Source organism: Nitrospirillum viridazoti CBAmc, assembly GCF_000730165.1.
GTDB lineage: Bacteria > Pseudomonadota > Alphaproteobacteria > Azospirillales > Azospirillaceae > Nitrospirillum > Nitrospirillum viridazoti.
In genome coordinates, this window is sequence record NZ_CP022112.1 from 430,597 (window position 1) to 452,746 (window position 22,150).

18 protein-coding genes are annotated in these 22,150 nt (G+C 68.2%); 9 read left to right on the plus strand and 9 right to left on the minus strand.

Translation table 11 applies throughout. From position 1 onward, the window contains the following. The first annotated feature begins 227 nt into the window (after positions 1-227). Complete coding sequence (locus tag Y958_RS23845; RefSeq protein ID WP_244909672.1) at positions 228-1,952, plus strand: chemotaxis protein; 1,725 nt, start codon at positions 228-230, stop codon at positions 1,950-1,952. A gap of 133 nt (positions 1,953-2,085) precedes the next feature. Here the strand turns inward: Y958_RS23845 and Y958_RS23850 are convergent, their stop codons facing one another. Next, positions 2,086-3,780, minus strand: coding sequence for an amidohydrolase family protein (locus Y958_RS23850; RefSeq protein WP_244909673.1), 1,695 nt, complete (start codon positions 3,778-3,780; stop codon positions 2,086-2,088). Positions 3,781-3,970: 190 nt separating this feature from the next. Here Y958_RS23850 and Y958_RS23855 point away from each other — a divergent pair, with 190 nt between their 5' ends. Next, positions 3,971-6,310, plus strand: coding sequence for a TonB-dependent receptor (locus Y958_RS23855; protein ID WP_088874444.1), 2,340 nt, complete (start codon positions 3,971-3,973; stop codon positions 6,308-6,310). A gap of 173 nt (positions 6,311-6,483) precedes the next feature. On the opposite strand, the gene Y958_RS23860 is transcribed toward Y958_RS23855, so the two are convergent. Then, entirely contained in the window at positions 6,484-7,773 is a 1,290-nt protein-coding gene (locus Y958_RS23860) for a lipase family protein (RefSeq protein WP_088874445.1), read from the minus strand. Positions 7,774-7,994: 221 nt separating this feature from the next. Between Y958_RS23860 and Y958_RS23865 the strand changes: the two genes are divergently transcribed. Then, positions 7,995-9,206, plus strand: coding sequence for an MFS transporter (locus Y958_RS23865; RefSeq protein WP_088874446.1), 1,212 nt, complete (start codon positions 7,995-7,997; stop codon positions 9,204-9,206). Between the two features lie 2 nt (positions 9,207-9,208). Here Y958_RS23865 and Y958_RS23870 read toward each other — a convergent pair whose 3' ends face one another. Further along, positions 9,209-9,940: an SDR family NAD(P)-dependent oxidoreductase gene (locus tag Y958_RS23870; RefSeq protein WP_186291584.1), complete on the minus strand. Its 732-nt coding sequence runs from the start codon at positions 9,938-9,940 to the stop codon at positions 9,209-9,211. A gap of 119 nt (positions 9,941-10,059) precedes the next feature. Between Y958_RS23870 and Y958_RS23875 the strand changes: the two genes are divergently transcribed. Genes Y958_RS23875 through Y958_RS23885 form a run of 3 tightly spaced genes read left to right on the plus strand, consistent with a single transcriptional unit; the run spans position 10,060 to position 12,551 of the window. Beyond that, the gene (locus Y958_RS23875) at positions 10,060-10,887 is read left to right on the plus strand and encodes a D-glutamate cyclase family protein (RefSeq protein ID WP_211098766.1); all 828 of its coding nucleotides are present in this window, start codon (positions 10,060-10,062) and stop codon (positions 10,885-10,887) included. A gap of 2 nt (positions 10,888-10,889) precedes the next feature. Further along, positions 10,890-11,747 (plus strand): phytanoyl-CoA dioxygenase family protein, encoded by an 858-nt coding sequence (locus tag Y958_RS23880; RefSeq protein ID WP_088874448.1) that lies wholly within the window; start codon positions 10,890-10,892, stop codon positions 11,745-11,747. 33 nt (positions 11,748-11,780) lie between these two features. Beyond that, the gene (locus Y958_RS23885) at positions 11,781-12,551 is read left to right on the plus strand and encodes an SDR family NAD(P)-dependent oxidoreductase (RefSeq protein WP_244909674.1); all 771 of its coding nucleotides are present in this window, start codon (positions 11,781-11,783) and stop codon (positions 12,549-12,551) included. 161 nt (positions 12,552-12,712) lie between these two features. On the opposite strand, the gene Y958_RS23890 is transcribed toward Y958_RS23885, so the two are convergent. After that, positions 12,713-14,182, minus strand: a complete 1,470-nt coding sequence (locus tag Y958_RS23890) for a glutamine synthetase family protein (protein ID WP_211098767.1) — start codon at positions 14,180-14,182, stop codon at positions 12,713-12,715. Further along, positions 14,152-15,477 (minus strand): aromatic ring-hydroxylating dioxygenase subunit alpha, encoded by a 1,326-nt coding sequence (locus tag Y958_RS23895; RefSeq protein ID WP_088874450.1) that lies wholly within the window; start codon positions 15,475-15,477, stop codon positions 14,152-14,154. The genes Y958_RS23890 and Y958_RS23895 overlap by 31 nt, the downstream gene beginning before the upstream one ends. A gap of 293 nt (positions 15,478-15,770) precedes the next feature. Here Y958_RS23895 and Y958_RS23900 point away from each other — a divergent pair, with 293 nt between their 5' ends. Next, on the plus strand, positions 15,771-16,373 hold the full coding sequence (locus Y958_RS23900; RefSeq protein ID WP_211098768.1) for an LOG family protein: 603 nt from the start codon (positions 15,771-15,773) through the stop codon (positions 16,371-16,373). A gap of 19 nt (positions 16,374-16,392) precedes the next feature. Here the strand turns inward: Y958_RS23900 and Y958_RS23905 are convergent, their stop codons facing one another. The 4 genes from Y958_RS23905 to Y958_RS23920 are packed head-to-tail and all read right to left on the minus strand — an operon-like array spanning position 16,393 to position 20,357. Continuing rightward, complete coding sequence (locus Y958_RS23905) at positions 16,393-17,871, minus strand: aldehyde dehydrogenase family protein (RefSeq protein WP_186291585.1); 1,479 nt, start codon at positions 17,869-17,871, stop codon at positions 16,393-16,395. Continuing rightward, positions 17,868-18,284: a DUF3830 family protein gene (locus tag Y958_RS23910; protein ID WP_088874452.1), complete on the minus strand. Its 417-nt coding sequence runs from the start codon at positions 18,282-18,284 to the stop codon at positions 17,868-17,870. Before Y958_RS23910 ends, Y958_RS23905 begins: the two co-directional genes overlap by 4 nt. 37 nt (positions 18,285-18,321) lie before the next feature. Next, a complete protein-coding gene (gene metC / locus Y958_RS23915) occupies positions 18,322-19,518 on the minus strand; it encodes a cystathionine beta-lyase (RefSeq protein ID WP_088874453.1) in 1,197 nt (398 codons plus the stop codon). A 44-nt stretch (positions 19,519-19,562) separates the two neighbouring features. Next, positions 19,563-20,357 (minus strand): SDR family NAD(P)-dependent oxidoreductase, encoded by a 795-nt coding sequence (locus tag Y958_RS23920; protein WP_088874454.1) that lies wholly within the window; start codon positions 20,355-20,357, stop codon positions 19,563-19,565. A gap of 192 nt (positions 20,358-20,549) precedes the next feature. Between Y958_RS23920 and Y958_RS23925 the strand changes: the two genes are divergently transcribed. Both Y958_RS23925 and Y958_RS23930 read left to right on the plus strand, forming a co-directional pair. Beyond that, on the plus strand, positions 20,550-21,779 hold the full coding sequence (locus tag Y958_RS23925; protein WP_088874455.1) for an NAD(P)/FAD-dependent oxidoreductase: 1,230 nt from the start codon (positions 20,550-20,552) through the stop codon (positions 21,777-21,779). A 62-nt stretch (positions 21,780-21,841) separates the two neighbouring features. Beyond that, positions 21,842-22,144, plus strand: coding sequence for a 2Fe-2S iron-sulfur cluster-binding protein (locus Y958_RS23930; RefSeq protein WP_088874456.1), 303 nt, complete (start codon positions 21,842-21,844; stop codon positions 22,142-22,144). Positions 22,145-22,150: the final 6 nt, after the last annotated feature.

Below are 22,150 nucleotides of genomic sequence, written 5' to 3' on the forward strand. Positions count from 1 at the left end.
TCTGAAACCATTACAGTCATCGCCCAGAAGTCACACTTCATCACAATTGGCGTCCAGGCCGCCCCCTCTTTGAGGGATGTTAGGCGGGCGAGGGGGGCCAACGTTCGCGGGTTCATTATGATGCCACATCACCACATGGGTGAATGGTCACTCCAGGATTAACCACCAATTTACCTGTTTGATGAAAAGTGGCCATCAACACGCCGAAAAATTGACTGGGGATACGCATGGGCAGGGATCTGGATACCGTGGCCAAGGCGATCAGGGCCGCGTCCATATCGACCGACACGCGTTTCCTGGATATCGGCCGCCGCCTGGAAACCTCGGCTGACATCCTGACGGCGTTGACCCGCACCTTCGATACGCTGTCCGACGAAATGAAGGGGGACGGCCTGCGCCTGGCCACCCAGGATCTGTCGCAGGTGGCGCGCTTCGTCTCGGCCTTGACCCCGGGCGGCGAGGCGGGGTCCTTCCGCACGCTGACGGCGCTGGTCACCGCCATAGCCGGCAGGCTGGCGCGTATGGACAAGTCGATCAAGGGCGTCGGCATGCTGGCCACCAACGCCAAGATCGCTGCGGCGGTCATCGGCGACACCAGTGCCGAGTTCATGAACTTCGCCACCGAAATCCGGCGCACGCTGGGACTGGCGCAGGCCAGCCTGGACCAGTTCGCCGCCGAACTGGCGGGTGTGGGCCGGCACCTGCAGGCGGCGGCCGCCGACCAATCCGCCTTGGATGCGCGGCAGGCGACCGCCATCCGCACCGTTCCCCAGCGGCTGGCCCACAGCATCGGCACCGTGGTCGATCGTGGCGGGCGGGCGGGCGCCATCGCCGCCACCGTCGGCCAGCGTTCCCAGGACATCGCCAAGCGCATCGGCCTGGCGGTCATGGCGCTGCAGGTGGGGGACATCACGCGCCAGCGCATGGAACATGTCGATTACGCCCTGGGCCTGGTGTCAGACATGGCGGCTCAGGCCGGTCCTCTCCAGCCCGGCGGCGGCGCCGCCGCCCATGAGGTGGCGACGGCCGCCGGATTTTGCTGCCGCCTGCAGGCGGCGCAGTTGGACGACACGGCGGACGAACTGGCGCAGGAGATCGGGCAGATACTGACCTCGCTGCGCGACCTGGCGCGCGATGCCCTGGACATCCTGAACCTGGGGCATGACGCCTTCGGTGCCTCCGGCACCCAGCAGGGCACCTTCGTGGGTGAACTGGAAGGGGAGGTCGCGGAGGTCGATGCCCTGTTGCAGGGCTATGGCGCGGCGCGGCGCCAGGCTGACGAGGTGGCAGCGTCGGTGTCGGAGGCGACCACGCGGCTGGCCCGCCAGATCGGCACCATGCGCGCCCTGGAGGCGGACATCCGCATCATGGGCCTGAACACCAGCCTACGCTGTGGCCGGCTGGGCACCGTTGGTCGGCCGCTGTCGATCATCGCGCAGGAATTGCGCCTCTACGCCAATGAGATCGCGGTGGAGGCCAACGGCGTGATGGGCGAACTGGACCAAATCGCCGCCATCGCCGCCAGCCTGTCGGGGCAGGCGCGCGACACCGGCGCCGCGGATACCGCGGCCATGGCCGACATCATGACGCGTTCCATCGCCCGCTTGGGAACCGCGGGCCAGAACCTCGCTGCCGCCCTGCAAACCCTGGAACGGGATGGCGAGACGGTGGTGGACCTGCTGCGGGAAACGGTGGACCGGGCCGCCGCGCATGGGGAAATGGGCCAGGTGCTGCGGCAGGCCGCGACCGACCTGGCCCTCCTCGCTCCGGGCCCGCACATGGGTGACATTCCGGCGCGGGCCGAGCCGCTGATCGCCCAGATGGCCCGCAGCTACACCATGGCCCGCGAACGCCAGGTGCTGGACCGGCTCGCCCCCGGCAAGAACCAGGCGCCAGCGGCGATGCCCGGGCCGGCCGCCACGGCGGACGATCTGGAGGATATCTTTTTCTGACGGCTCAGGATGGCGGGTCGCGCCGGGGGCGGTGCCGGCCGCGTCACGAAGGTGGGCAGTGTGGCGTTCAGCACCACCCGTGCCAGGGATTCTTAATAGGTTGTTCCGATTCTGGCCCGGTTCGCAAGCTCCCTTAGCAGGGCATTTTTTTAATACCGTAATATAATCTTATTAACGATTGATGTTTTCCTATTTCTTTGACCTTTACTTCCGTAAGGGCCTGGTCATTGAAAAATGATCTGTTGCGATAAGGAGTGGATGCGTCTTGAGGCGGTGTTGAAACGTCCATCCGACTGAAAACAGCACGGCCCCCAACAATAAGTAGCCGAACGTGGCGTTTTTGCGCGCGGCCCATCAGCAGGGAAAGGATGTCGGACCTGGACGTCATGGCGTCTTGGGCAATGGTGGCATAGTCGACGCCCATGATATCGGCAGGGGCACCCTCCACAAGGCGGCCGCCGCCATCGTTGCCGAGGATGGTCTGGCGCCCCGTTTCCCAGGCGCCTTTCAGCACGTCCGCTGGCGATAGCGCCTCACCGCCGCCCGCGGCCGCGCCCGCCAAATGATAAGCGAGGCGCATCTCCCGCAGCATATCCTCGTCATCATCGAGGCTCATCCCATCCAGCCCGAAGGCGAGGGGCGTACCGGCCTGCGCCAACAGGCCCATGGGCGGCAGGCCCGACCGCAGGCGCAGGTTGGACGAGGTGTTGACGACCACCGTGACCCCCCGGTCAGCCAGCAGGGCGCATTCATCCGGGCGCAGCCAGACGCCGTGTGCCACCGTCAGGCGCGGGGAGAGCAAGCCAATGGCGTCGAAATGGCGGAGGATGCCGTCCGGGTAGCGCTGGTCCGCCCAGGCCCGCTGGTGCCGTGTTTCCAGCAAATGCATATGCACGCGCCGGCCATCCTCCATCGACGCGCGGGCGATCGCCGCCAGCGTGGCGGGCTGGACCCATTGCGGCCCGACCGGATGATATTGCAGGGTGAACAGCGCATGCTCGAAGGCCCGTGCCTGGTCCATCAGGGCCAGGTTGGTGGCGCAGTCGCGCATGCTGGCCTCCCGGCCCTTCAACGCCTGAAATTCCGCCGCATCCATGTGCGCCGCCAGGGGCTCCAGGTCCCCGTAAACGAAAGGATTGGCATCAAAAAAGGGCCAGCAGAAGGCCACGCGGATGCCCACGTCCCGCGCCGCCCGCGACACCGCCTCGGCTTCGGCCAGCAAGGTCTGGCTGCTTTGCGTGTTGTGACAGTGATTGACGGCGCCGATGCCGGATTCCGCCATGCGGGAAAAGGCGATGGCGGCGCACTGGTAGAAGTCCAGCGGCGGCTGGCGGGCGAGGTCGGGCAGCCAGGTCTCCAGGGGCTGGTCCGTCGCGCCAAAGGCCAGGGGACCGAGGCCGCGGCCATGGTCATGGGCGTTGGCCAGGGCCGGCATCAACAGCAGGCGGGCCTCATCGGGCGTCAGCCGGTCCCGATCCACAGGGCGGACGCTCACGACCTTGCCGTCCGCGATGATCACCTCATGCGGGCCGGCGGGGGCCTGATCGGCAGAGGCAATAAGGTGCCCGGCCCGCACGACCAGGGTGGTCTGATCCGACATGCTTGCTCCGACGGTTTTCGGCTGCGGCCCATCATGATAGGGCGACGGGGGAAAGAGGGTATCGGAAACAGGCCCCCCTTCGGTTGCCAGTTCCGCAGCGCCGGTGTGCACCCCCGGCAACGGCATGCCGTCGCACGGATTTAGCAACGGGACTGTTCCGTTCTTGCAATGGCCTTGGCCGCGTTTTCCTCGGACGATGTGGCTGTCGGGACATGCGGCGCCAACCATCACCCAGCGCCACCAGCCAGCGGACGATAGCGGAACTGGTGAAAATTACCGTCCTGGTGGCACGGTCCTGCTGGACGGATGCCGAAATAACCGCAGTCGCATCCAAGGTCCCGTACCGCAAGGTACGCGGCTCACAAGCGACATAACAAATAGCAGGGGGCACTAATGTTTCAGGTAAGGGGGACTCTTTATGTCTGAACGTCATCCGCGTACCAGCCGCTTGCCGGTCCGTCGCGCCGGCCTGGCCTTTCTTGTTCTCTCAGCTGCCCCGGCCGGCCTTGTCGTTGGCGCCACGGCGGCCTGGGCCCAGGCTCAGCCGGCGTCGGATGCGGACGGGCTCACCGAGATCATCGTGACCGCGCAGCGTCGCGGTGAAAGCATCAGCAAGGTTCCGCTGTCCGTCGCGTCCATGAGCCAGGACCAGATGGACCAGGAGGGCATCCGCAAGATCGACGATATCGCCCGGGTGACACCCGCCCTTCGCTTCGCGCCGACGTCGGGCGTCACGGCGAACAACGGCAGCAACATCTATATCCGCGGCCTGGCCTCGGACGTGGGCTCGGCCACCACCGCCATCTATATCGACGACACGCCTATCCAGATCCGTAACGTCGGCTACTACGGCGGCAACCCCTATCCCAAGGTGTTCGACCTGGAGCGGGTGGAGGTGCTGCGCGGGCCGCAGGGCACCTTGTTCGGCGCCAGCGCGGAAGGCGGCGCCGTGCGCTTCATCACGCCCCAGCCCAGCTTCGACAAGCTGGAGATTTACTCCCGGGCGGAGGTGGCCTCCACCTACAACGGTGCCGCCAGCTATGAAGCCGGTTCCGCCGTCGGCGGGCCGATTTCCGACACCCTGGCGGTGCGTGCCAGCGCCTGGTACCAGCACAGCGGTGGCTATATCGACCAGTTGAAGCAGGGCACCAACACCGTCATCGACAAGGACGTCAACTTCAGCGACACGCGGGAAGCCCGCCTGGCCGCCTCCTGGCGGCCGATCGAGGATCTGACGATCACGCCCAGCATCTATTACCAGCTGGAAAAGTCCAACGCCCGCAGTGACTACTGGGAAGGCTACGGCAACACCGGGGATGCCGACTACAAGACCGGTGTCGCCAACCTGGAACCGACCCGCGACCGCTTCACCATGCCGGCCCTGGCGATGAAGTACCGGTGGGACAACATCGACATCATCTCCAACACCTCCTATTTCGAGCGTCAGCAGGACCAGACGCTGGACTATGGCACCTATTTCTCCTTCCTGCGGTCAGGCAAGCCCTTCGGTACCTATTCCAACAAGGATCTGTCCAACACGGCCGATTACCTGACGCTGAACCAGCGCAACCTGACTCAGGAACTGCGGGCACAGTCTTATGACAACAAGTATGTGGACTGGACGGTGGGTGCCTATTATTCCCGCACCCGGCAGTACTTCACCAACTACACGGGCTCAGGCCGTTTCCCGGGGGTGCTGGTCAACGGCTATAAGCAGTACGACAACCGCTACAGCTACGTGAACCTGGTCTCGGCCAACGACCACCAGTACGCAGGCTATGGTGCCATCGACATCAAGCCGATGGAGGACCTGAAGGTCACCCTGGCGGTGCGCTACACCTTGGATGAGTTCGACTTCACCGACACCAAGGACGGCCCCACCAATGCCGGCGTCCGCACCGTCAAGACGGTGGGCCAGAACGAGGGCGCCTGGACGCCGAAGGTCGGCGTGTCCTACCAACTGGACACGGACCACATGCTGTACGCCTCCGCCACCGAAGGCTTCCGTCCCGGCGGCGCCCAGGCGGCGGTCGCCAGCGAATTCTGCGCCGCGGATCTCAAGACCCTGGGCCTGACCTCCAGCCCCACCGGGTATGAATCAGACAACCTCTGGTCCTATGAGGGCGGCAGCAAGAACAAGCTGTTCGGCGGCATGGTGAGCCTGGATGCCAGCGGTTACCTGCTGAAGTGGAAGAACATCCAGCAGTCCATCCGCCTGCCGACCTGCAGCTTCTCCTACATCTCCAACCTGGGTGAGGCCACCGGCAAGGGCGCGGAGCTGTCCGCCGCCATCCGGCCCATGCACGGCCTGACCTTCGGTACGGAGCTGGGCTATACCCATATCACCTACGATGAGAACATCTATGGCGGCAACAACCTGCTGCTGAAGGCGGCCGGCCAGCGCATCGGTGGGCCGCTGTGGTCTGGCCACGTCTATGGCGAAGGGGAAATCCCGGTCAACGAGAACGTCGTCGGCTATCTGCGTGCCGACTACAGCTTCGCCAGCAAGAACATCCAGCAGAACATCCAGGGCACCTACGGCTATGACGCCGGCCTCTATGCCCTGGGGGCCACCAACTACCTGTCCCTGAGGGCCGGCGCGCGGTTCTCCGGCCTGGACCTGTCGCTGTTCGTCGACAACGTCACCAACTCCACCGATGTTCTGGCGCGCAACCACGACGGCGTCGGCGGCACGCTGTACTACGATCAGGGCTATCGCCCCCGCACCATCGGTCTGACAGCGCAGTACCGCTACTGATGTGTGCCGCCGCTGATCATGGTCGATCAGCGGCGGCATCCTGCGGCGGCGTGGGGAAAATCCTCACGCCGCTGGTTTGATCGTGTGTTTCCTCAAGAGTTTCCCGTAGGCTTGAAACTGGGGCGGCGGCATCGTGATGGTGCCGCCGCCCTTCTTGTTGCCCGGGAGGCCCTTCAATCGTTGAAGGGGACACCCGGCGTCGGCGCCTGCACCGGCCCCGGCGGGATGATGTCCGTGCAGTTGCCCTTGGGTGTTTCACCGTTCAGCAGGGCCCGGACAAAGGGCAGGCTGTCAGCCAGGGAGCCGTTGACGGCGCCGTTGTGGCTGAGGCCGGGATAGACGTGCCATTGCACAGTGGTGCCGGCGTCGCACATGGCCTTGATGGCGTTGTACTGCCCGGCGGTGCCGGCCATGCCGTCGGCCAGGCCGGTGCCGGCGAAGATGGGCACGGTCATCTTCGCGACCGGCAGGACGAAGTTGGGCTCCATGTCCGCGTCCAGCGGCTTCAGGTCGGGGACGAAGACCTCTTCTCCCGTCAGGCCCTTTTCCTTGGACAGGGTGAACAGGTCATGCAGGCAAGAGGTGCGCGCGGCGTCCAGCAGGGGGCGGCCCTTGGCCGTGACGAAATCGGCGGGGTCCAGTTCCGGATGCAGGGCGCGGTCGATTCCGCCGATGCGCAGCATGGCGAAGCCCGGATCCATCTGGCGCGGGTCGGTGTACTGCTCCGGCTTCTTCACATAGCCATCGCCCTGGGGGCCGGCGAAGGTGACCACCAGGCCGGTGGCGACGGTGCCCAGGACATGCAGGTCAGGTGCGTAGTCGGGCGCCAGGTAGGTGGCCCCCAGCGCGGCGCCCGATCCTTGGGACTGCCCCGCGATGACCACCTGGTTGCGCAGCACGCCCGGCTTGGCCTTCAGGGCCGCGCGCACGGCGTCCAGGATGGACCGGCCCTCGGACTTCCACAGCAGGTAGGGGTGGACGCCCTTGGTCCCCAACCCCTCATAGTCGGTGGCGACCACGGCGAAGCCGGCCCCCATCCAGCGCTGCAGATAGGCCACGTCCCGCGCCGGCTGGCCCCGCCAGGAGGGCGCGCAGACGTCGGCGAAACCGGTGGTGCCATGGGCCCAGGCCAGGATGGGCCAGCCGCCCTTGGGCGGCGCGCCGGCGGGAAGGTAGACGATGCCGGATACCGGCACCAGGCCGCGCCCGACGCCGCTGGTGGCGGTGTAGAGGATGCGCAGCGCCGTCCCGGCCATCTTGGGCCGCGACAGGGCGGCCGGGAATGTTTCCTCCCGCAAGGGCAGGCCCGGCTGGGTGATCGCCGCGCCCCAGCGGTAAAAGGCCGAAACGCCGCCGTCGCCATCGACGTCGGGCGTGCTGTTCGTCGCGGCCCGCGCGAGGGCCGTTCCCGACAGCAGCGCCAGGGAAAAATACAGAAGCGCGCGCTTGGAAATCCTGACCATACGCTGTCCGATCTCTTGTCGTGGTGATGGATGGTCCACAGCCTAGGGCCCCGCCTCCATTTCCCCCGTGTCCATTTCTACCATGGGCCGTTGCCCGGGCGACAACGCGGCCGTGGTGCGGTTTTTGTGAACGGCCCGGTGCTAATCCCGTACCCGGCTTGCTTGGGATGCGCTGGCGCCTCACAGTTGGCGTCTGAGGACCCACGTGGGAAAGCGGCACGATGATGGCGACGGCGGTGAAGCGGGGCGGATGGCTGGCCATCCTGGTGGTGTACGGCATAGGGCTGGGCGCCATGTCGCTGGTCGGCATCCTGTCGCCGCTGACGGTCCGCATCACCGCCGATCTGCAGGCCCCGGCCGCCGCCATCGGCCTGACCATCGCCTTGTTCTCCCTGCCGGCGGCCATCATGGCCATGGTCGGCGGTGGCATCGTCGACCGCATCGGGCCGCGTCGGACCCTGGTGTTGGCCGCACCGGTGCTGGCCCTGGCCGATGCTGTGGTTTTCCTGGCCCGGGACGTTTGGCTGCTGGACGTCGGCGTGTTGCTGGCCGGCGTCGGCTATGTCGGGGTGCTGAACGGCGGTGCCGCCATGCTGATGGGCGGCCTGGACGGTGCCACCCGCACCAGGGCCATGGCGCTATGGTCCACCTACGCCCCCGTCGGCTTCTCCCTGGGCTTGCTGGTCGCGGCGCCGTTCACTACCGCGGCCGACTGGCGGTTGGCGCCGGCGCTGCACGGCGCCTTCATGCTGCTGTGTTGCGTCGGCACCGTGTTCCTGCCCCAGGTGCCGCCGCGCAAGGCCGACGGCGTGCCCGTCCGCCAACAGGTCGGCCGCCTGTTCGCCGCTTTGCGGCGCCGGGACGTGCTGCAACTGGCGGTCAGCGCCGCCCTGCCCAGCATGATCTCCTATGGCACCAGCCTGGTGGCCGCCACCTACCTGGCCAAGGTGCATGGCGTGTCCCTGGCGGCGTCCGCCAGCATCGTCGCGGTGGCGAAGATCGCGGCCGTCCTGCTGGGGGGCACCGTGACCGGCACCCTGCTGGCCCGCGACTTTCCGCCCCGCACCCTGTTCACCATCATGGTGGGCGTGGGCATGGTGGCGCAGTTCCTGCTGTTCTTCCCCGGCAGTCCGCTGATGCTGGCGGTGGCGGGGTTGATGGGCTGGCTGTTCACGTTCGGCGCCCTGTCGGGCGTGTGTATGGCCGCCATGCCGCTGGTCGCCGGCCAGGCGCTGGGGGGCGGCACGATGGCCGGCACCGTCAACCAATTCGTCTCCCTGGCGTCGTTCCTGACGCCCACCCTCTACTTCGCGTCATCGGCCTGGGGTGTTTATGTCGCCATCGCCCTGGCCGGCCTGGTGGTTGCCCTGGTGGCGTTGCCGGGTGTGGTGGGGGCGCAGCGCCGGTCGGCGCCGGCCGTTTCAGCGCCTTAAACTCATACCGCCGTGTCGCCGCCGTCCACCGGGATCATCGCCCCGGAGATGTAGGACGCGGCGGGGGAGATCAGGTAGCGGACCAGGGCCGCCGCTTCCTCCGCCCGGCCATGGCGGCGCAGGGGGATGCGGCCGTCCACCGCCTGGCGCCCCGCGTCGGCGTCTTCCCGTGCCGACCAGAAGGCCCGGGTCTGCGGTGTGTCTACCCAGCCGACCAAGGCTACATTGACCCGGATACCCCTGGGGCCCAGCTCCGCCGCCAGGCTGCGGACCAGCCCAGCCAGCCCCGCCTTGGTCGCCTGGTAGGCATGGGTGTGCGGCTGCCCGCGCACCGTGGCCGTGGAGGAGATGAAGATGAGGCTGGCCTGGGGGCTGGCGACCAGCAGGTCCACCGCCGCCTGCGCCGCCAGGAAGGGCAGGCGCAGGTTCACGGCGGTCGCCTCGTCCCACATCGCCGCCGTCCATTGGCCCACCGGGGCCGCCTGCACCAGCGAGGCGGCGACCACCACGGCGTCCAGCGCCCCCTGGTCGGCCCGGACGGCTTCCATGGCGCGGGTGGGGGCTTCCGGATCCGCCGGATTTACGGGAATGTACAGGTCCCAGGGGCCGGTGGCGTCGGTGGCGCCATCCGCCATGGCGACCCAGTCGCCGTCGGCCCGGCATCCTTGCGCCACCGTCCGCCCCAGGCCGGCCGAACTGCCGATGATCAGGATGCGCGCCATGTCTTGTCCCATTGGTGATGGTATCCACCACCCATACTCCGGCCACCGCATAAACCCAGGGCCGCTTCGGCAACGGCCGGGGCAAAAAATAGCAACTCCCGGCAACACCCTTGCTGGATATGATCGGCGCTATGAGCATTATGTCACATCCTGACGCGAGGGCCGGCGTGGCCGGTGCGTTCGATCCCGCCGACCCGGTGGCGGTGCGCCGGGCCATACGGGAACGCCGTTTCACCGGCTTCACCAACCTGGTGGCACGCACCGTGGTGCAAGGCAACCTGGTGGCCGTGCCGGCGGACTATGCCGACGCGTTCGAGGCCTACTGCCGCGCCAATGCTCAGGCGCTGCCTCTGCTGGGCCGCAGCGCGCCGGGGGAACGGACCATCCCGTCCCTGGCCCAGGACATGGACATCGCCCGGGACACCGGCGGCTATATGATCTTCCGCGATGGGGAACTGGTGGACACGCCGGTCGACGCCAGCGGCGCCTGGCGCGATGACCTGGTGGCTTTCGTCCTCGGCTGTTCCTTTTCCTTCGAGGCGCTGCTGCAGCGTCACGGCGTGCGCCTGCGCCACCTGGATGAGGGCAATGTCTCGGCCATGTATGTGACCGACCGCGACACCACGCCCGTCGGCCCCTTCGCCGGCAAGCTGGTGGTGTCCATGCGGGCCTTGCGCCCGGCCGACGCCATCAAGGCCACGATCCTGTCGGCCCGCTACCCCGCCTTTCACGGCGCGCCGGTGTCCTTGGGCTTACCCGGCGACCTGGGCATCGAGGATTTGGAAAAGAGCTATGGCGGCCATGGCCTGACCCGGCTCAAGCCCGACGAGGTCCCCGTTTTCTGGGCCTGCGGCGCCACCGGGCAGATCGCCGCCCGCGCCGCCCGCCTGCCGCTCTGCATCACGCACTACAAGGCGCACATGGTCGTCACCGACCTGCCTTTGCCGAAGGAAGATTGAGGATGAACGTCGACGAAATCGTCTCTCATTACGACACCCACGGCTACGCCGTCGTGCCGGGCTTGCTGGCCGGTCCCGTGCTGGATGAACTGCTGGAACTGACCGCCCGGATCGAGGCGCGCGCGGCCGACAGCATCGCCGACGACGCCTGGTTCGATTTCGACCAGGACGCCAATGGCAAGCGCACCATCCAGCGCATCAAGAAGCCCAACCGCATCGATCCCTTCTATGCCCGCCTGGCCGGCCATCCCAAGATCGTCGACGTGCTGAACCGGCTGATCGGGCCCAACATTCGCCTGAACCACACCAAGATGAACATGAAGGCGGCCAACGGCGGCGCCGCCTTGGAATGGCATCAGGACTGGGCCTTCGCCCCACACACCAACATGTCCACCTGTGTCGCCTCCATCATGCTGGACGGCGCTTCGGCCGAGAACGGCGCCATGCAGGTCATCCCCGGCAGCCACAAGGGGCCGCTGCTGGACCACCATGACGAGGAAGGCTATTTCGCCGGTGCCGTGGACGTCAGCCAGATCGCGCTGGACAAGGCCGCCCTGCTGGCCGGCCCGCCGGGCACCGTCAGCTTTCACCATCCCATGACCCTGCATGGCTCCAGCGTCAACCGTTCCGGCAGGTCGCGCCGCATCCTGTTCTACGAATACGCCGCCACCGACGCCTTCCCCCTGTTCTACAAGCTGGATTGGGAGGAGTACGACAGTCGCATCGTGGCCGGCCCGCCGACCAGCGAGGTGCGGTTCGAGCAGAACTACGTGAAGCTGCCGTTCCCGTCGCGCGCCGGCAGCTCCATCTACAAGATCCAGGCGGAATCCAACCGCCGCTATTTCGCGGAGGCGATGTAAGTGGCCCCCCAAGGGACGACGCGTGAACGGCCCGTGGCCCTGGTTACGGGCGCCAGTGCGGGCACCGGCAGCGAGATCGCCCTGGCGCTGGGCGCCGCCGGCTATGACGTCGCCATCGCCGGCCGCCGGACGGCGGCGCTGGAGGAACTGGCCGGCCAACTGCGCGGGCAGGGGGGCGACGCCCTGATCCTGACGGTGGACGTGCGTGACGCCGAGGCCCTGGACCAGGCGCTGACCCGCTTCCTGGAATGGACGGGTGGCCGAGTGGACGTGGTGGTCAACGCCGCCGGCACCACCGGGCCGCTGTCCCCGCCCATCGGCGAATTCAGTGTGGCGGATTTCGACAACGTCATCGCCACCAACTTGCGCGCGCCCTTCATCGTGCTGTCGCGCCTGCTGCCCGTCATGCGGGCGGCCAAGGGTGGGCGCGTCGTCAACATCGGCGGCAACCACGGCATGCGCGGCCGCGCCGGCCGGTCCAGCTACAGCGCGTCCAAATGGGGCCTGCGCGGCCTGTCGCGCAGCGCCGCGCTGGAGGCGGGACCCGATGGCGTCACCGTGAACTACATCGCGCCCGGCCCCGTCGCCGTGCCCCGCATGAAGGCCGCCTGGCGCGCCCGGGCGGAACAGGACGGCGTCAGCGAGGATGAGGCGCTGACCCGCTACGTTGCCAACATGGGCATCCCGCTTGGCCGTCCAAGCGAACCGTCGGACATCGTCGCCATGGTCCTGTACCTGGTGGGCCCCGGTGGGCGGAACATCACCGGCCAGGAAATGGTCATCGACGGCGGGGCGACGCTTTAGTATCGCCCTCAGGCGCCTGGCGGCGGCATGCGCCGCCTTGGCTTCCCCGCCGCCCTTCGGTACTCGCTCCGGCGGATGCAGTCGCATCCTAGGAAAAGTGAGGCGCCAGCAGAGAAAAACGCCCCGATCGGCTGGCCGGGGCGTTTCATTTTGGCGCGTCTTCAGTACAGATCAAAATATTCGCGGTGTTCCCAGTCGGTCACCGTGCTGTTGTAGCGGGCGACCTCGGCGCACTTGATCATCAGGAAGTGATCGACGAAGCCGTCGCCAAAGCCGCGGCGCAGCAGATCGCTGCGGTCCAGCAACACCAGGGCGGATTCCAGGCTGGTGGGCAGGGCCTCGGCCTCGGCCATATAGGGGCTGTCGACGGCGGGGGGCGGTTCCTCCCCGGCCTCGATGCCGGCCAGGCCGGTCAGTATCTGTGAGGACAGGTAGAGGTAGGGGTTGGCCGCCGGCTCGCCGATGCGGTTCTCGATGCGGGTGGCGCCTGGCTCCCCGCGTGCCAGGACGCGCAGCAGGGCGCCCCGATTGTCCTCCCCCCAGGCCACCCGGTCGGGCGCCAGGCTGTTGGCGCGGTAGCGCTTGTACCCGTTGATGGTGGGGGTGCTGAAGGGCGTGGCCGCTGCGGCACCCCGCAGCAGGCCGGCCAGGAACAGCCGGCCGATGCGGGACAGCCTGGGCGCGCCATCCGCCGCCGCGAACGCGTTGGCGCCGGTCCTGCGGTCGCGCAGGGACTGGTGCAGGTGCCAGCCGCTGGACATGGCGTTGGGCAACTGTGGCCGGCACATGAAGCTGGCGTGGTAGCCGTGGCGCCGGGCAATCTGTTTCACCGCGTTGCGGAACAGGATCATGTCGTCGGCCGGCTGGATGCCGCTGCCGGGGCTGAACACGAACTCGCACTGGCTGGGCCCGAACTCCAGTTCCAGCGAATGCAGCGGCAGGCCCAGGGCCAGGCAGTCGCGCCGCAGGATGTCCAGCACCGGCTCGATCTGGTCGAAGCGCTGCTCGGTCAGGTAGGCGTAGCCCTGGTGCAGCAGCGTGACCTCCGGCGGCGTGCCCGGTTGCCCGGAATCCGCCGGCGCCAGCTTGGGATCCACCAGCCGGGTCAGGTGGAATTCCACCTCCAGCCCGCTGACATAGTCGAAGCCGAGATCGGCCAGCCGCGCCGCTGCCGCCTGCGCGATCCGCCGGGTGGACAGGGCTACCGGCCTGCCATCGGCATGGTAGAGGTCGCACATCATCCAGGCGGTGCCCGGCGCCCAGGGCAGGTGCCGGAAGGTGGCGGGGTCGGGCACCATGACCACGTCGCCGCCGCCCTGCAGGTCGGCGTTGCCGATGCCGGCCCCGGCGGTGAACACCGGCACCACCGTGCGGTGGGCGGTGTCCTTCAGCAACAGGGTGGAGGTGATGGCGCAGCCGTCGCGCAAGGCCCCGGGCATCGCGCCGGGCAGCAGCGTCTTGCCGCGCAGCAGGCCGTGCATGTCGGGGAAGGACAGGCGCACCTGGTGCAGGTCCCCGCCCTTGAGCCGGGCCAGCACTTCATCCGCCTGGCGCCGCTGGTCGTCCGTCCATAGGCCGTGGCGTTCGATGAAGGCCGGCATCAGGCGCTGGCCTTCACGGGCGCGGTCCACGGCGCCTGCGCCCGGCGGCGGGCGTCGGTGCGCTGCCAATAGACCTGGATGTCCTCGCCCGCCTTGGCGACGCCGTCCACGGTGGCGGGGCCGGTGACGCCGGCCGCGGCGGCCGCGTCCAGCACCAGCAGGGGCGTCTCGCCCTGGTCGGACTTGCGCATCTGGCTCATCAGCATCATGCGGTAGGCGACGATGGCCTTGTCCGTCGTGCCCAGGTGCTCGCGCGTGCGGTCCTGGATGCGGCCCTGGCTTTCCACAGCCCACTGGTCGTGGACGTTGATGTCCTCACCCATGCCGGTGTAGGTGCGGCTGCGCTGTTCCACCACGTCATAGCCATAGTCGTTGTGACGGCCCAGGCGCGGCTTGTAGTCGGGCAGGGTATAGAGCTGCAGGCGCTGACGGCGCATCTCTTCCTTGTTCACGGGCTCGGCGAAGCCGGTGAAGGCGGCGTACCAATAGCAGCTGACATCGTCGATGGGCACATGCCACTGGGTGATGGTCATCATCTCCGACAGGGGGATGACGAAGGCCTGGGGGAACAGCAGGTTGGTGACGCGCACATGGGTGTCGCCGGTGTTCAGCGCGCGCAGCGAGGTCAGGCGCAGGCCGATGTCCGTCTTCTCTACGCTGATGTCGGGGTTCTCATACTCCCGCAGCACCTGGGTCATGGTCATGTCGCTGTCGGCGGACTGGGCGCGGAACTGGCGGCCATAGCTGCCGGCGGCGTCCTCATCCTCGAAGAAGCGGTGCAGGAAGCTGGCGTGCGCGGGGTCGATGCCGACCTCCAGCGCTTGCAGCCAGTTGCAGTCCAGATAGCCCTTGAAGGCGAAGACGTGGCTGTCCGGGGCGATGAAGCAGTCCAGGTCGGGGAAGGCCGGCGCCTCACCCTCACCCAGATAGCCGAAGACCATGCCGCTCTTCTCCACCACCGGATAGGCGCGCTGGTGGATACGGGTGCACAGCTTGCTGCCCGCCGGCTCACCTGGGGTTTCGATGCAGTTGCCGTTCACGTCGAACAGCCAGCCGTGGAACAGGCAGCGCAGGCCGCCACCCTCCAGCCGGCCGAAGGCCAGGTCGGCGTTGCGGTGGGGGCAGTCGCGGTCCAACAGGCCCAGGCGCCCGGCCTCATCGCGGAACAGCACCATGTCCTGGCCCAGCACACGCACCGCCTTGGCGGGACGGGCGCCCTCCAGCTCCTCCACCAGGGCGATGGGCTGCCAATAGCGGCGCAGCAGCTTGCCCAGCGACGTGTCGGGGCCCGACCGGGTGATCAGCGCGTTCTGTTCGGGAGTCATGCGGTTGCTCCTGCTCTTCCTTGGTGCCAGGCGGCCCTATGCGGTGCCGCGCGCGGGGTTCATGCCCCACGCGCGGCTGGTTGCTTGTTTGGTTGGAAGCGGGACCCGTGCCAGTACTTCGCGGGGATTGCCGTGCGCCCGCGTGATTTTCCATAGTATGCACCGGGTGCCGCACGCCCCCCGTTGCCCAAACGGCGGCGGGGCGGTGCCGAAACAAAACTGCCGTCGCGTTGTATAGGTCCCGGCCATGACCTATGCTTTGACTGCTCGCTCTATTAGGGATGCCTCACGACATGAGTGTGGAAACGCCTGCCGCCGCCACGCGGACGTTGAAGAATATTGCGATTTTCTGTGGGTCGAACACCGGCCTGGGCGACGCTTTCAAGGACGCCGCCGCCCAGTTGGGCGCCACGCTGGCGCGCCGGGGCATCGGCATCGTCTATGGCGGCACGCACAAGGGCCTGATGGGCATCCTGGCCAATGCCGCCCTGGCGGAGGGCGGGCACGTCCACGGCGTCATCACCCGCCGCCTGTTCGAACGCGACCATCTGCACCCGACGCTCAGCCTGCATGAGATCGTGGAGGGCATGCGGGCGCGCAAAGAACGGATGCTGACCCTGGCGGACGCCTGCATCGCCCTGCCGGGCGGCATCGGCACCACCGAGGAGTTCATGGAAGCCTGGACCCTGAACCAGCTGGGCGACATCGACAAGCCGGTGGGCCTGCTGAATGTCGGCGGTTATTTCGACGCCTTCATGGCCTTCGTCGACACCATGATCGCCCAGCGCTTCCTGCCCCCCGAACACCGCGCCGGCATCGCCCTGGCCCCGGATGCCGACGGCCTGATCGACCAGCTGCAGGTGTTCCGGAAGCCCACCGTGGCCAAGTGGCTGTAGGCCCCGGCGCCTGAGGGGATCAGCGAGAGCTGATCCACAGGCTTTTCGTCTCCAGATGCTCATCCAGGTGGGCACGGCCGTATTCCCGGCCGTAGCCGCTGGCCTTCATGCCGCCCGAGGGCATGGCCGGATCGATGGCGTTGTAGCAGTTGACCCAGACCGATCCGGCACGCAGGCGCCGGCCCAGGCGATGGGCCCGGCCCACGTCGCGCGTCCACACCCCCGCACCCAGGCCGAAGGGGGTGGCGTTGGCCCGGGTGACGACCTCATCCTCGGTGGTGAAGGGCAGGGTTGCCAGGATGGGGCCGAAAATCTCCTCCCGCACCGCGCGCATGTCGTCGCGCGCGTCCACCAGCACGGTGGGCGGGAAGAAGAAGCCCTGGTCATAGCCGGCGCCGGTCAGGCGGCCGCCGCCGCTGATGGCCGTGGCGCCAGCGGCCCGGGCGTCGTCCATATGCCCGCAGACGCGGCCCAGCTGGCGGGCGCTGACCAGGGGCCCCAAATCGGTGTCCGGATCCATGCCGTCGCCGATGCGCAAGGTCTGGGCGATCCGCGCCACCCGCTCGGCGAACTCCCGGTGCACGGGCTGCTCCACGAACAGGCGGGTGCCGGCGCTGCATACCTGGCCGGAATTGGCGAAGGCGGCGATGACGGCGGTGCGGGCGGCCGCGTCCAGGTCGGCGTCGGCGAAGATGATGTTGGGCGACTTGCCGCCCAGCTCCAGCGACAGCTTCGTCAGGTTGGCGCCCGCGGCGGCGGCGATGGCGCGCCCGGTGGCGTCTGATCCGGTGAAGGCCAGCTTGTCGATGCCCGGATGGGCCGCCAGGGCGGCGCCTGCCTCAGCCCCGAAACCGGTGACGACGTTGAAGACGCCGGGCGGAACGCCGGCCTCCTCCGCCAGGCGCGCCAGCATCAGCGGTGCCAGCGAGGCGTCCTCCGCCGGCTTCAACACCAGGGTGCAGCCGGTGGCCAGCACGGGGCCGAGCTTGAGGACGGAGGCCCACAGCGGCCCGTTCCACGGGATGATGGCGCCGCAGACGCCCACAGGCTCCCGCAGGGTGCAGGCGAACATGTCGGGGTCGGACGGCTGGGCCGTCAGCCCTTCGATCGCCCGCGCCATGCCGGCGTAATAGCGCAGCAGATCGACCAGCAGGGCCACGCTGCCCCGCGTGTGCCGGATGGGCGATCCCATTTCCAGCGTGTCGATGCGGGCGAAATCTTCCGCATCCCGTTCCAGCAGGTCCGCCAGGCGCAGCAGCAGGCGCTGCCGGTCGGCGGGGGAGAAGCGGGGCCAGGCGCCATCCTCGAACGCCGTGCGGGCGGCGGTGACGGCGGCGTCGACCTCCCGCGCCGTGCCGCGCGCGACGGTGGCCAGCACCTGGCCGTTGGCGGGGTTGCGCGTCTCGAAGGTCGCGTCGGTCACCTGCCAGCGGCCGCCGATGAACAGGGCCTTGGGCTGGCCGTCCAGGAAGGGGTGCACGGGGAGGGGCGCGCTCATGCGCGGGGCCGGAAGCTGATGGCTTGCGCCCCTTCCCACAGGACCTTGCGGCCCAGGGCCGGCAACTGCTGCTGGCCCTCGACGATGGTCAGGAAGTGGTTGCCGGCCAGTGGGCCCAGCTTGCTGGCGAAGGCGACGCCCCCGTAGGCCAGCAGGATCTCGGTTTCGCTGTAGCCGCCGGGATAGAAGATGAACTGCCCGGGGGCGGGATGGCGAGTGGCGTTCTCCCATGGCAGGTCATAGGGCGTGTCGCCCATGGGGATCCAGCAGCCCTCGCCGCTCCACCGCACGTGGATCAGCTTCTCGTCATAGGGCTGCATGGCCAGGAAGCGGGCGCAGGTGACAGGTGCCAGCTCTTCCTCCAGCCGGGCGGCGAAGCGGAAGCCACCGGCGGTGATGTCGATCAGGGTCATGGGATGTTCCTAGGCTCGGGTCAGCGGGGGCTTGGGGTCAGCGGGCGGCGGCCAGGCGGGCGAAGCCCCGTTCCAGGTCGGCAATCAGATCCTCCGGATCCTCCAGGCCGACATGCAGGCGCAGCGAGGGGCCCGGCGCCTCCCACGTCACGGCGGAGCGCAGGTCGGACGGGTAGGTCGGCACCACTAGGCTTTCATACCCACCCCAGCTGTAGCCCAGCTTGAACAGGTCCATATGGTCCAGCATGGCGGCGAACTGAGTGTCCGTGCAGGCGTTCAGCACCACGCCGAACAGGCCCGACGCGCCGTCGTAGTCGCGCTTCCAGATGGCATGGCCGGGGTCGTCGGGCAGGGCCGGGTACATCACCCGCGCCACCTCCGGGCGCCGCTGCAGCCACAGGGCCACGCGCAGGGCCGATTCCTGGTGCCGCTTCATGCGCAGCGCCAGGGTGCGCAGGCCGCGCAGGGCCATGTAGACGTCGTCCGGCCCGCCGCAATAGCCGGAGCCCGAGGCCGTCTTCTTCACCGGGATGAAGGCTTCCTCCGTACAGACGGCGATGCCCAGCATCAGGTCGGAATGGCCGGAGATGTACTTGGTGGCGGCGTTGACCGAGACGTCGACGCCATGTTCCAGCGGCCGGAAGCACACGGGCGAGGCCCAGGTGTTGTCCATGATGGTCTTGATGCCCCGCGCCCGGCACAGCTTGGTGATGGCCGGCACGTCCGTCATCTCGAAGGTCAGGGAGCCGGGGGATTCCAGATAGACGACCTTGGTGTTGGGCTGGAACAGCGCCTCGATCCCGGCGCCGATGGTCGGGCGGTAATAGGTGATCTCCACGCCGAATTTGCGCAGAAAATCCTCACAGAAGGCCCGCGCCGGACCGTACAGGCTGTCCACGATCAGCAGGTGGTCGCCCGCCGACAGGAAGGCGGTGAGCGACGCGCAGATGGCCCCCAGCCCGCAGGAGGTGGTGACGGCGCGGTAGCCGCCCTCCAGCAGGGTTACGGCGTCCTCGAAGGCGCGGGTCGTCTCCGTGCCCTCACGGCCGTAGGTGAAGCCGACATAAGCGCCCGAGGCCCGGTCCTTGCGGGTTTCCAGCAGTGCTTCCACGCTGTCGAACAGAACGGTGGAGCAATGATAGACCGGCGGGTTCACGACGCCGTGGTTGGCCTTGGGGTCGCGGCCCGCGTGCAGGATCTGCGTTTCGCGCCGGAAGCCGGTCAAATCGCTCATGTCTCAAGCTCTCCTTAAATCGCCATGCCCTAAACGACCATGACTTAAACGACCATACCGGCATCGACCACGATGTCCTGGCCCGTCATCATCCGCCCGCCCGGGCCCAGCAGGTGCAGCATGGCGGCGGCGACGTCGTCCTCGCCCACCAGCCGCCCCAGCGCCGTGCCGGCAGTGAAGCGCTTCAGCGGCGCGTCCTCGGGTTCGCCATTGGCCGCCGCCGACTGGCGGAACAGCCGGCGCAGCCGTTCGCCGTCCACCCCGCCGGGCGAGATCATGTTGACCGTGACGCCATGCGGTGCCGCGTCCAGCGCGGCGGACCGCACCAGCCCGCGCAGCGCCCATTTCGAGGCGGCGTAGACGGAGAAGCCGGCCACCCCCTTGTGGCCATAGGTGCCGCCGATGACGATGACCTTGCCGCCGCCGCGCGCCACCATGCCGGGCAGGGTGGCCGTCAGGCTGTTCAACACGCCCAGCACATTGGTGTCGAAGCAGTGGCGGTAGGTGTCGGCGGAATTGGTCCAGATGGGCGCGCGAGGGGAACTGACGCCCGCAGCGCAGACGGTGATGTCCAGCGGGCCCAAGCGCGCTTCGGCCTCGGCGGCGGCGGCCTTCATCGCCTGTTCGTCGGTGACGTCGGCGCTGAGCGCGCAGACCGGGCCGCCGCGGGCCTGCAAATGATCGAAGGCCAACGCCCCCGCCTGCGGGTCGCGGCCGATCACGGCGACGGCGCAGCCGGCATCCGCCAGGGTGCGCGCCAGCATCAGGCCCAGCCCCCGCGTTCCCCCCGTCACCAGTGCGACCTTGCCCGCCAGTGCGCCCGTCAGTGCCCGTTCCATGGTCCGACCCGAAATCCCCTTGTTCCATAGAATCACTAATGCGCCGGCCGGGTCGGGAAAAAGTGATCATTTGGCCACGGCGCCTGTAGAAAAAAGCACCGCCCCGGCCTCTTGTGTTGCCGTAATCATCAACAGGACCGCCCGCCAGACCCGGCCGGCGGCGTCACAAGGCCGTTTGGCGGATAGGGTAACATGCAGCACGACGTCCTGATCGTCGGCGCTGGGCACGGTGGTGCCCAGGTGGCCATCACGCTGCGCCAGCGGGGTTACACCGGCGGCATCGCCCTGGTCGGGGATGAGCCGGAACTGCCCTACGAACGCCCGCCCTTGACCAAGGACTACCTGTCCGGCGCCAAGCCGTTCGAGCGCATCCTGATCCGGCCCGCCGCCTTTTGGCAGGCGCGCGGCGTCACCCTGCTGCCGGGGCGGCGGGTGGCGGCGGTGGACGCGGCGGCCCATACCGTGACCACGGCCGGGGGCGAGGTCTTCGGCTATGGCCAGCTGGTCTGGGCGGCCGGCGGCCAGGCCCGGCGCCTGGCCTGCGCGGGCGGCGATCTGGCCGGCGTGCACACCGTGCGCACCCGCGCCGACGCCGATGCCCTGCGGGCGGAGCTGCCGGCGGTGGAGCGGGTGGTGGTGATCGGCGGCGGCTATGTCGGGCTGGAGGCGGCGGCGGTGCTGCGCGCGGCCGGCAAGTCCGTCGTCCTGCTGGAACAGGCGGACCGCGTGCTGGCCCGCGTGGCAGGGGAAGCACTGTCGCGCTTCTATGAGGATGAACACCGCGCGCAGGGCGTGGACCTGCGCCTGGGCGCCCAGGTGAAGGATATCGTCGGCGACGGGCGGCAGGTGACCGGCGTGCGGCTGGCGGACGGTACCCTGATCCCGGCGCAGATGGTGGTGGCGGGCATCGGCATCACCCCGGCGGTGCAGCCTCTGCTGGCGGCGGGGGCTGAGGGCGGCGACGGTGTCGTGGTCGACGCGTTCTGCCGAACCTCGCTGCCCGATATCCGCGCCATCGGCGATTGCGCCCTGCACGCCAACGCTTATGCCGACGGCCGGCGCATCCGCCTGGAATCGGTGCAGAACGCCAACGACATGGCGATCACCGTGGCCAAGGCGCTGACCGGCGCGGCCGATCCCTATCACGCGGTGCCGTGGTTCTGGTCCAACCAATATGACCTGAAGCTGCAGACCGTGGGTCTGTCGGCCGGCCATGACGCGGCGGTGCTGCGGGGCGACCCGGCGGCGCGCAGCTTCTCCATCGTCTATTTCCGCGCGGGCCGGGTGGTGGCGTTGGATTGCGTCAACGCCATCCGCGACTACACCCAGGGCCGCGCCCTGGTGGAGGGTGGTGCCCGCTGTGACCCGGCCGCCGTGGCCGACATCAGCGTTCCGCTGAAGGACCTGGCCGCCGGCGCGTGACCGGTTTCGTTTCTTGCCTGGTCTTGCCTGGCTTCATTTTTCCTTGGGGGATAGGGACACCCATGCCGATTATCACCGTTGTCAGCCGGGACGGCACCGGCCGCGCCGTCGAGATGGACACGGGCACGACCCTGATGGAGGGCTTGCGCGACCATGGCTTCGATGAGGTGCTGGCCATGTGTGGCGGCTGCTGTTCCTGCGCCACCTGTCATGTCTATGTCGAGCCGGCATCGACGGCGACGGAGGAGGAGGACGCGCTGCTGGCCCTGTCCGCGCATCGCCGGGATAATTCGCGGCTGTCCTGCCAGATCACGCTGGCGCCGGACCATGACGGCCTGCGGGTGGAAATTCCACCGGAGGATTGATTGGTA

Coding starts and splice junctions, on each gene's coding strand:
- Y958_RS23920 (WP_088874454.1), bottom strand. CDS start 20,357: ATGGAACGGGCACTGACGGGCGCACTGGCGGGCAAGGTCGCACTGGTG.
- Y958_RS23910 (WP_088874452.1), bottom strand. CDS start 18,284: ATGACCCTGATCGACATCACCGCCGGTGGCTTCCGCTTCGCCGCCCGG.
- Y958_RS23905 (WP_186291585.1), bottom strand. CDS start 17,871: ATGAGCGCGCCCCTCCCCGTGCACCCCTTCCTGGACGGCCAGCCCAAG.
- Y958_RS23930 (WP_088874456.1), top strand. CDS start 21,842: ATGCCGATTATCACCGTTGTCAGCCGGGACGGCACCGGCCGCGCCGTC.
- Y958_RS23875 (WP_211098766.1), top strand. CDS start 10,060: ATGAGCATTATGTCACATCCTGACGCGAGGGCCGGCGTGGCCGGTGCG.
- Y958_RS23895 (WP_088874450.1), bottom strand. CDS start 15,477: ATGACTCCCGAACAGAACGCGCTGATCACCCGGTCGGGCCCCGACACG.
- Y958_RS23860 (WP_088874445.1), bottom strand. CDS start 7,773: ATGGTCAGGATTTCCAAGCGCGCGCTTCTGTATTTTTCCCTGGCGCTG.
- Y958_RS23865 (WP_088874446.1), top strand. CDS start 7,995: ATGATGGCGACGGCGGTGAAGCGGGGCGGATGGCTGGCCATCCTGGTG.
- Y958_RS23855 (WP_088874444.1), top strand. CDS start 3,971: ATGTCTGAACGTCATCCGCGTACCAGCCGCTTGCCGGTCCGTCGCGCC.
- metC (WP_088874453.1), bottom strand. CDS start 19,518: ATGAGCGATTTGACCGGCTTCCGGCGCGAAACGCAGATCCTGCACGCG.
- Y958_RS23850 (WP_244909673.1), bottom strand. CDS start 3,780: ATGGTTGGCGCCGCATGTCCCGACAGCCACATCGTCCGAGGAAAACGC.
- Y958_RS23925 (WP_088874455.1), top strand. CDS start 20,550: ATGCAGCACGACGTCCTGATCGTCGGCGCTGGGCACGGTGGTGCCCAG.
- Y958_RS23900 (WP_211098768.1), top strand. CDS start 15,771: ATGAGTGTGGAAACGCCTGCCGCCGCCACGCGGACGTTGAAGAATATT.
- Y958_RS23845 (WP_244909672.1), top strand. CDS start 228: ATGGGCAGGGATCTGGATACCGTGGCCAAGGCGATCAGGGCCGCGTCC.
- Y958_RS23870 (WP_186291584.1), bottom strand. CDS start 9,940: ATGGGACAAGACATGGCGCGCATCCTGATCATCGGCAGTTCGGCCGGC.
- Y958_RS23880 (WP_088874448.1), top strand. CDS start 10,890: ATGAACGTCGACGAAATCGTCTCTCATTACGACACCCACGGCTACGCC.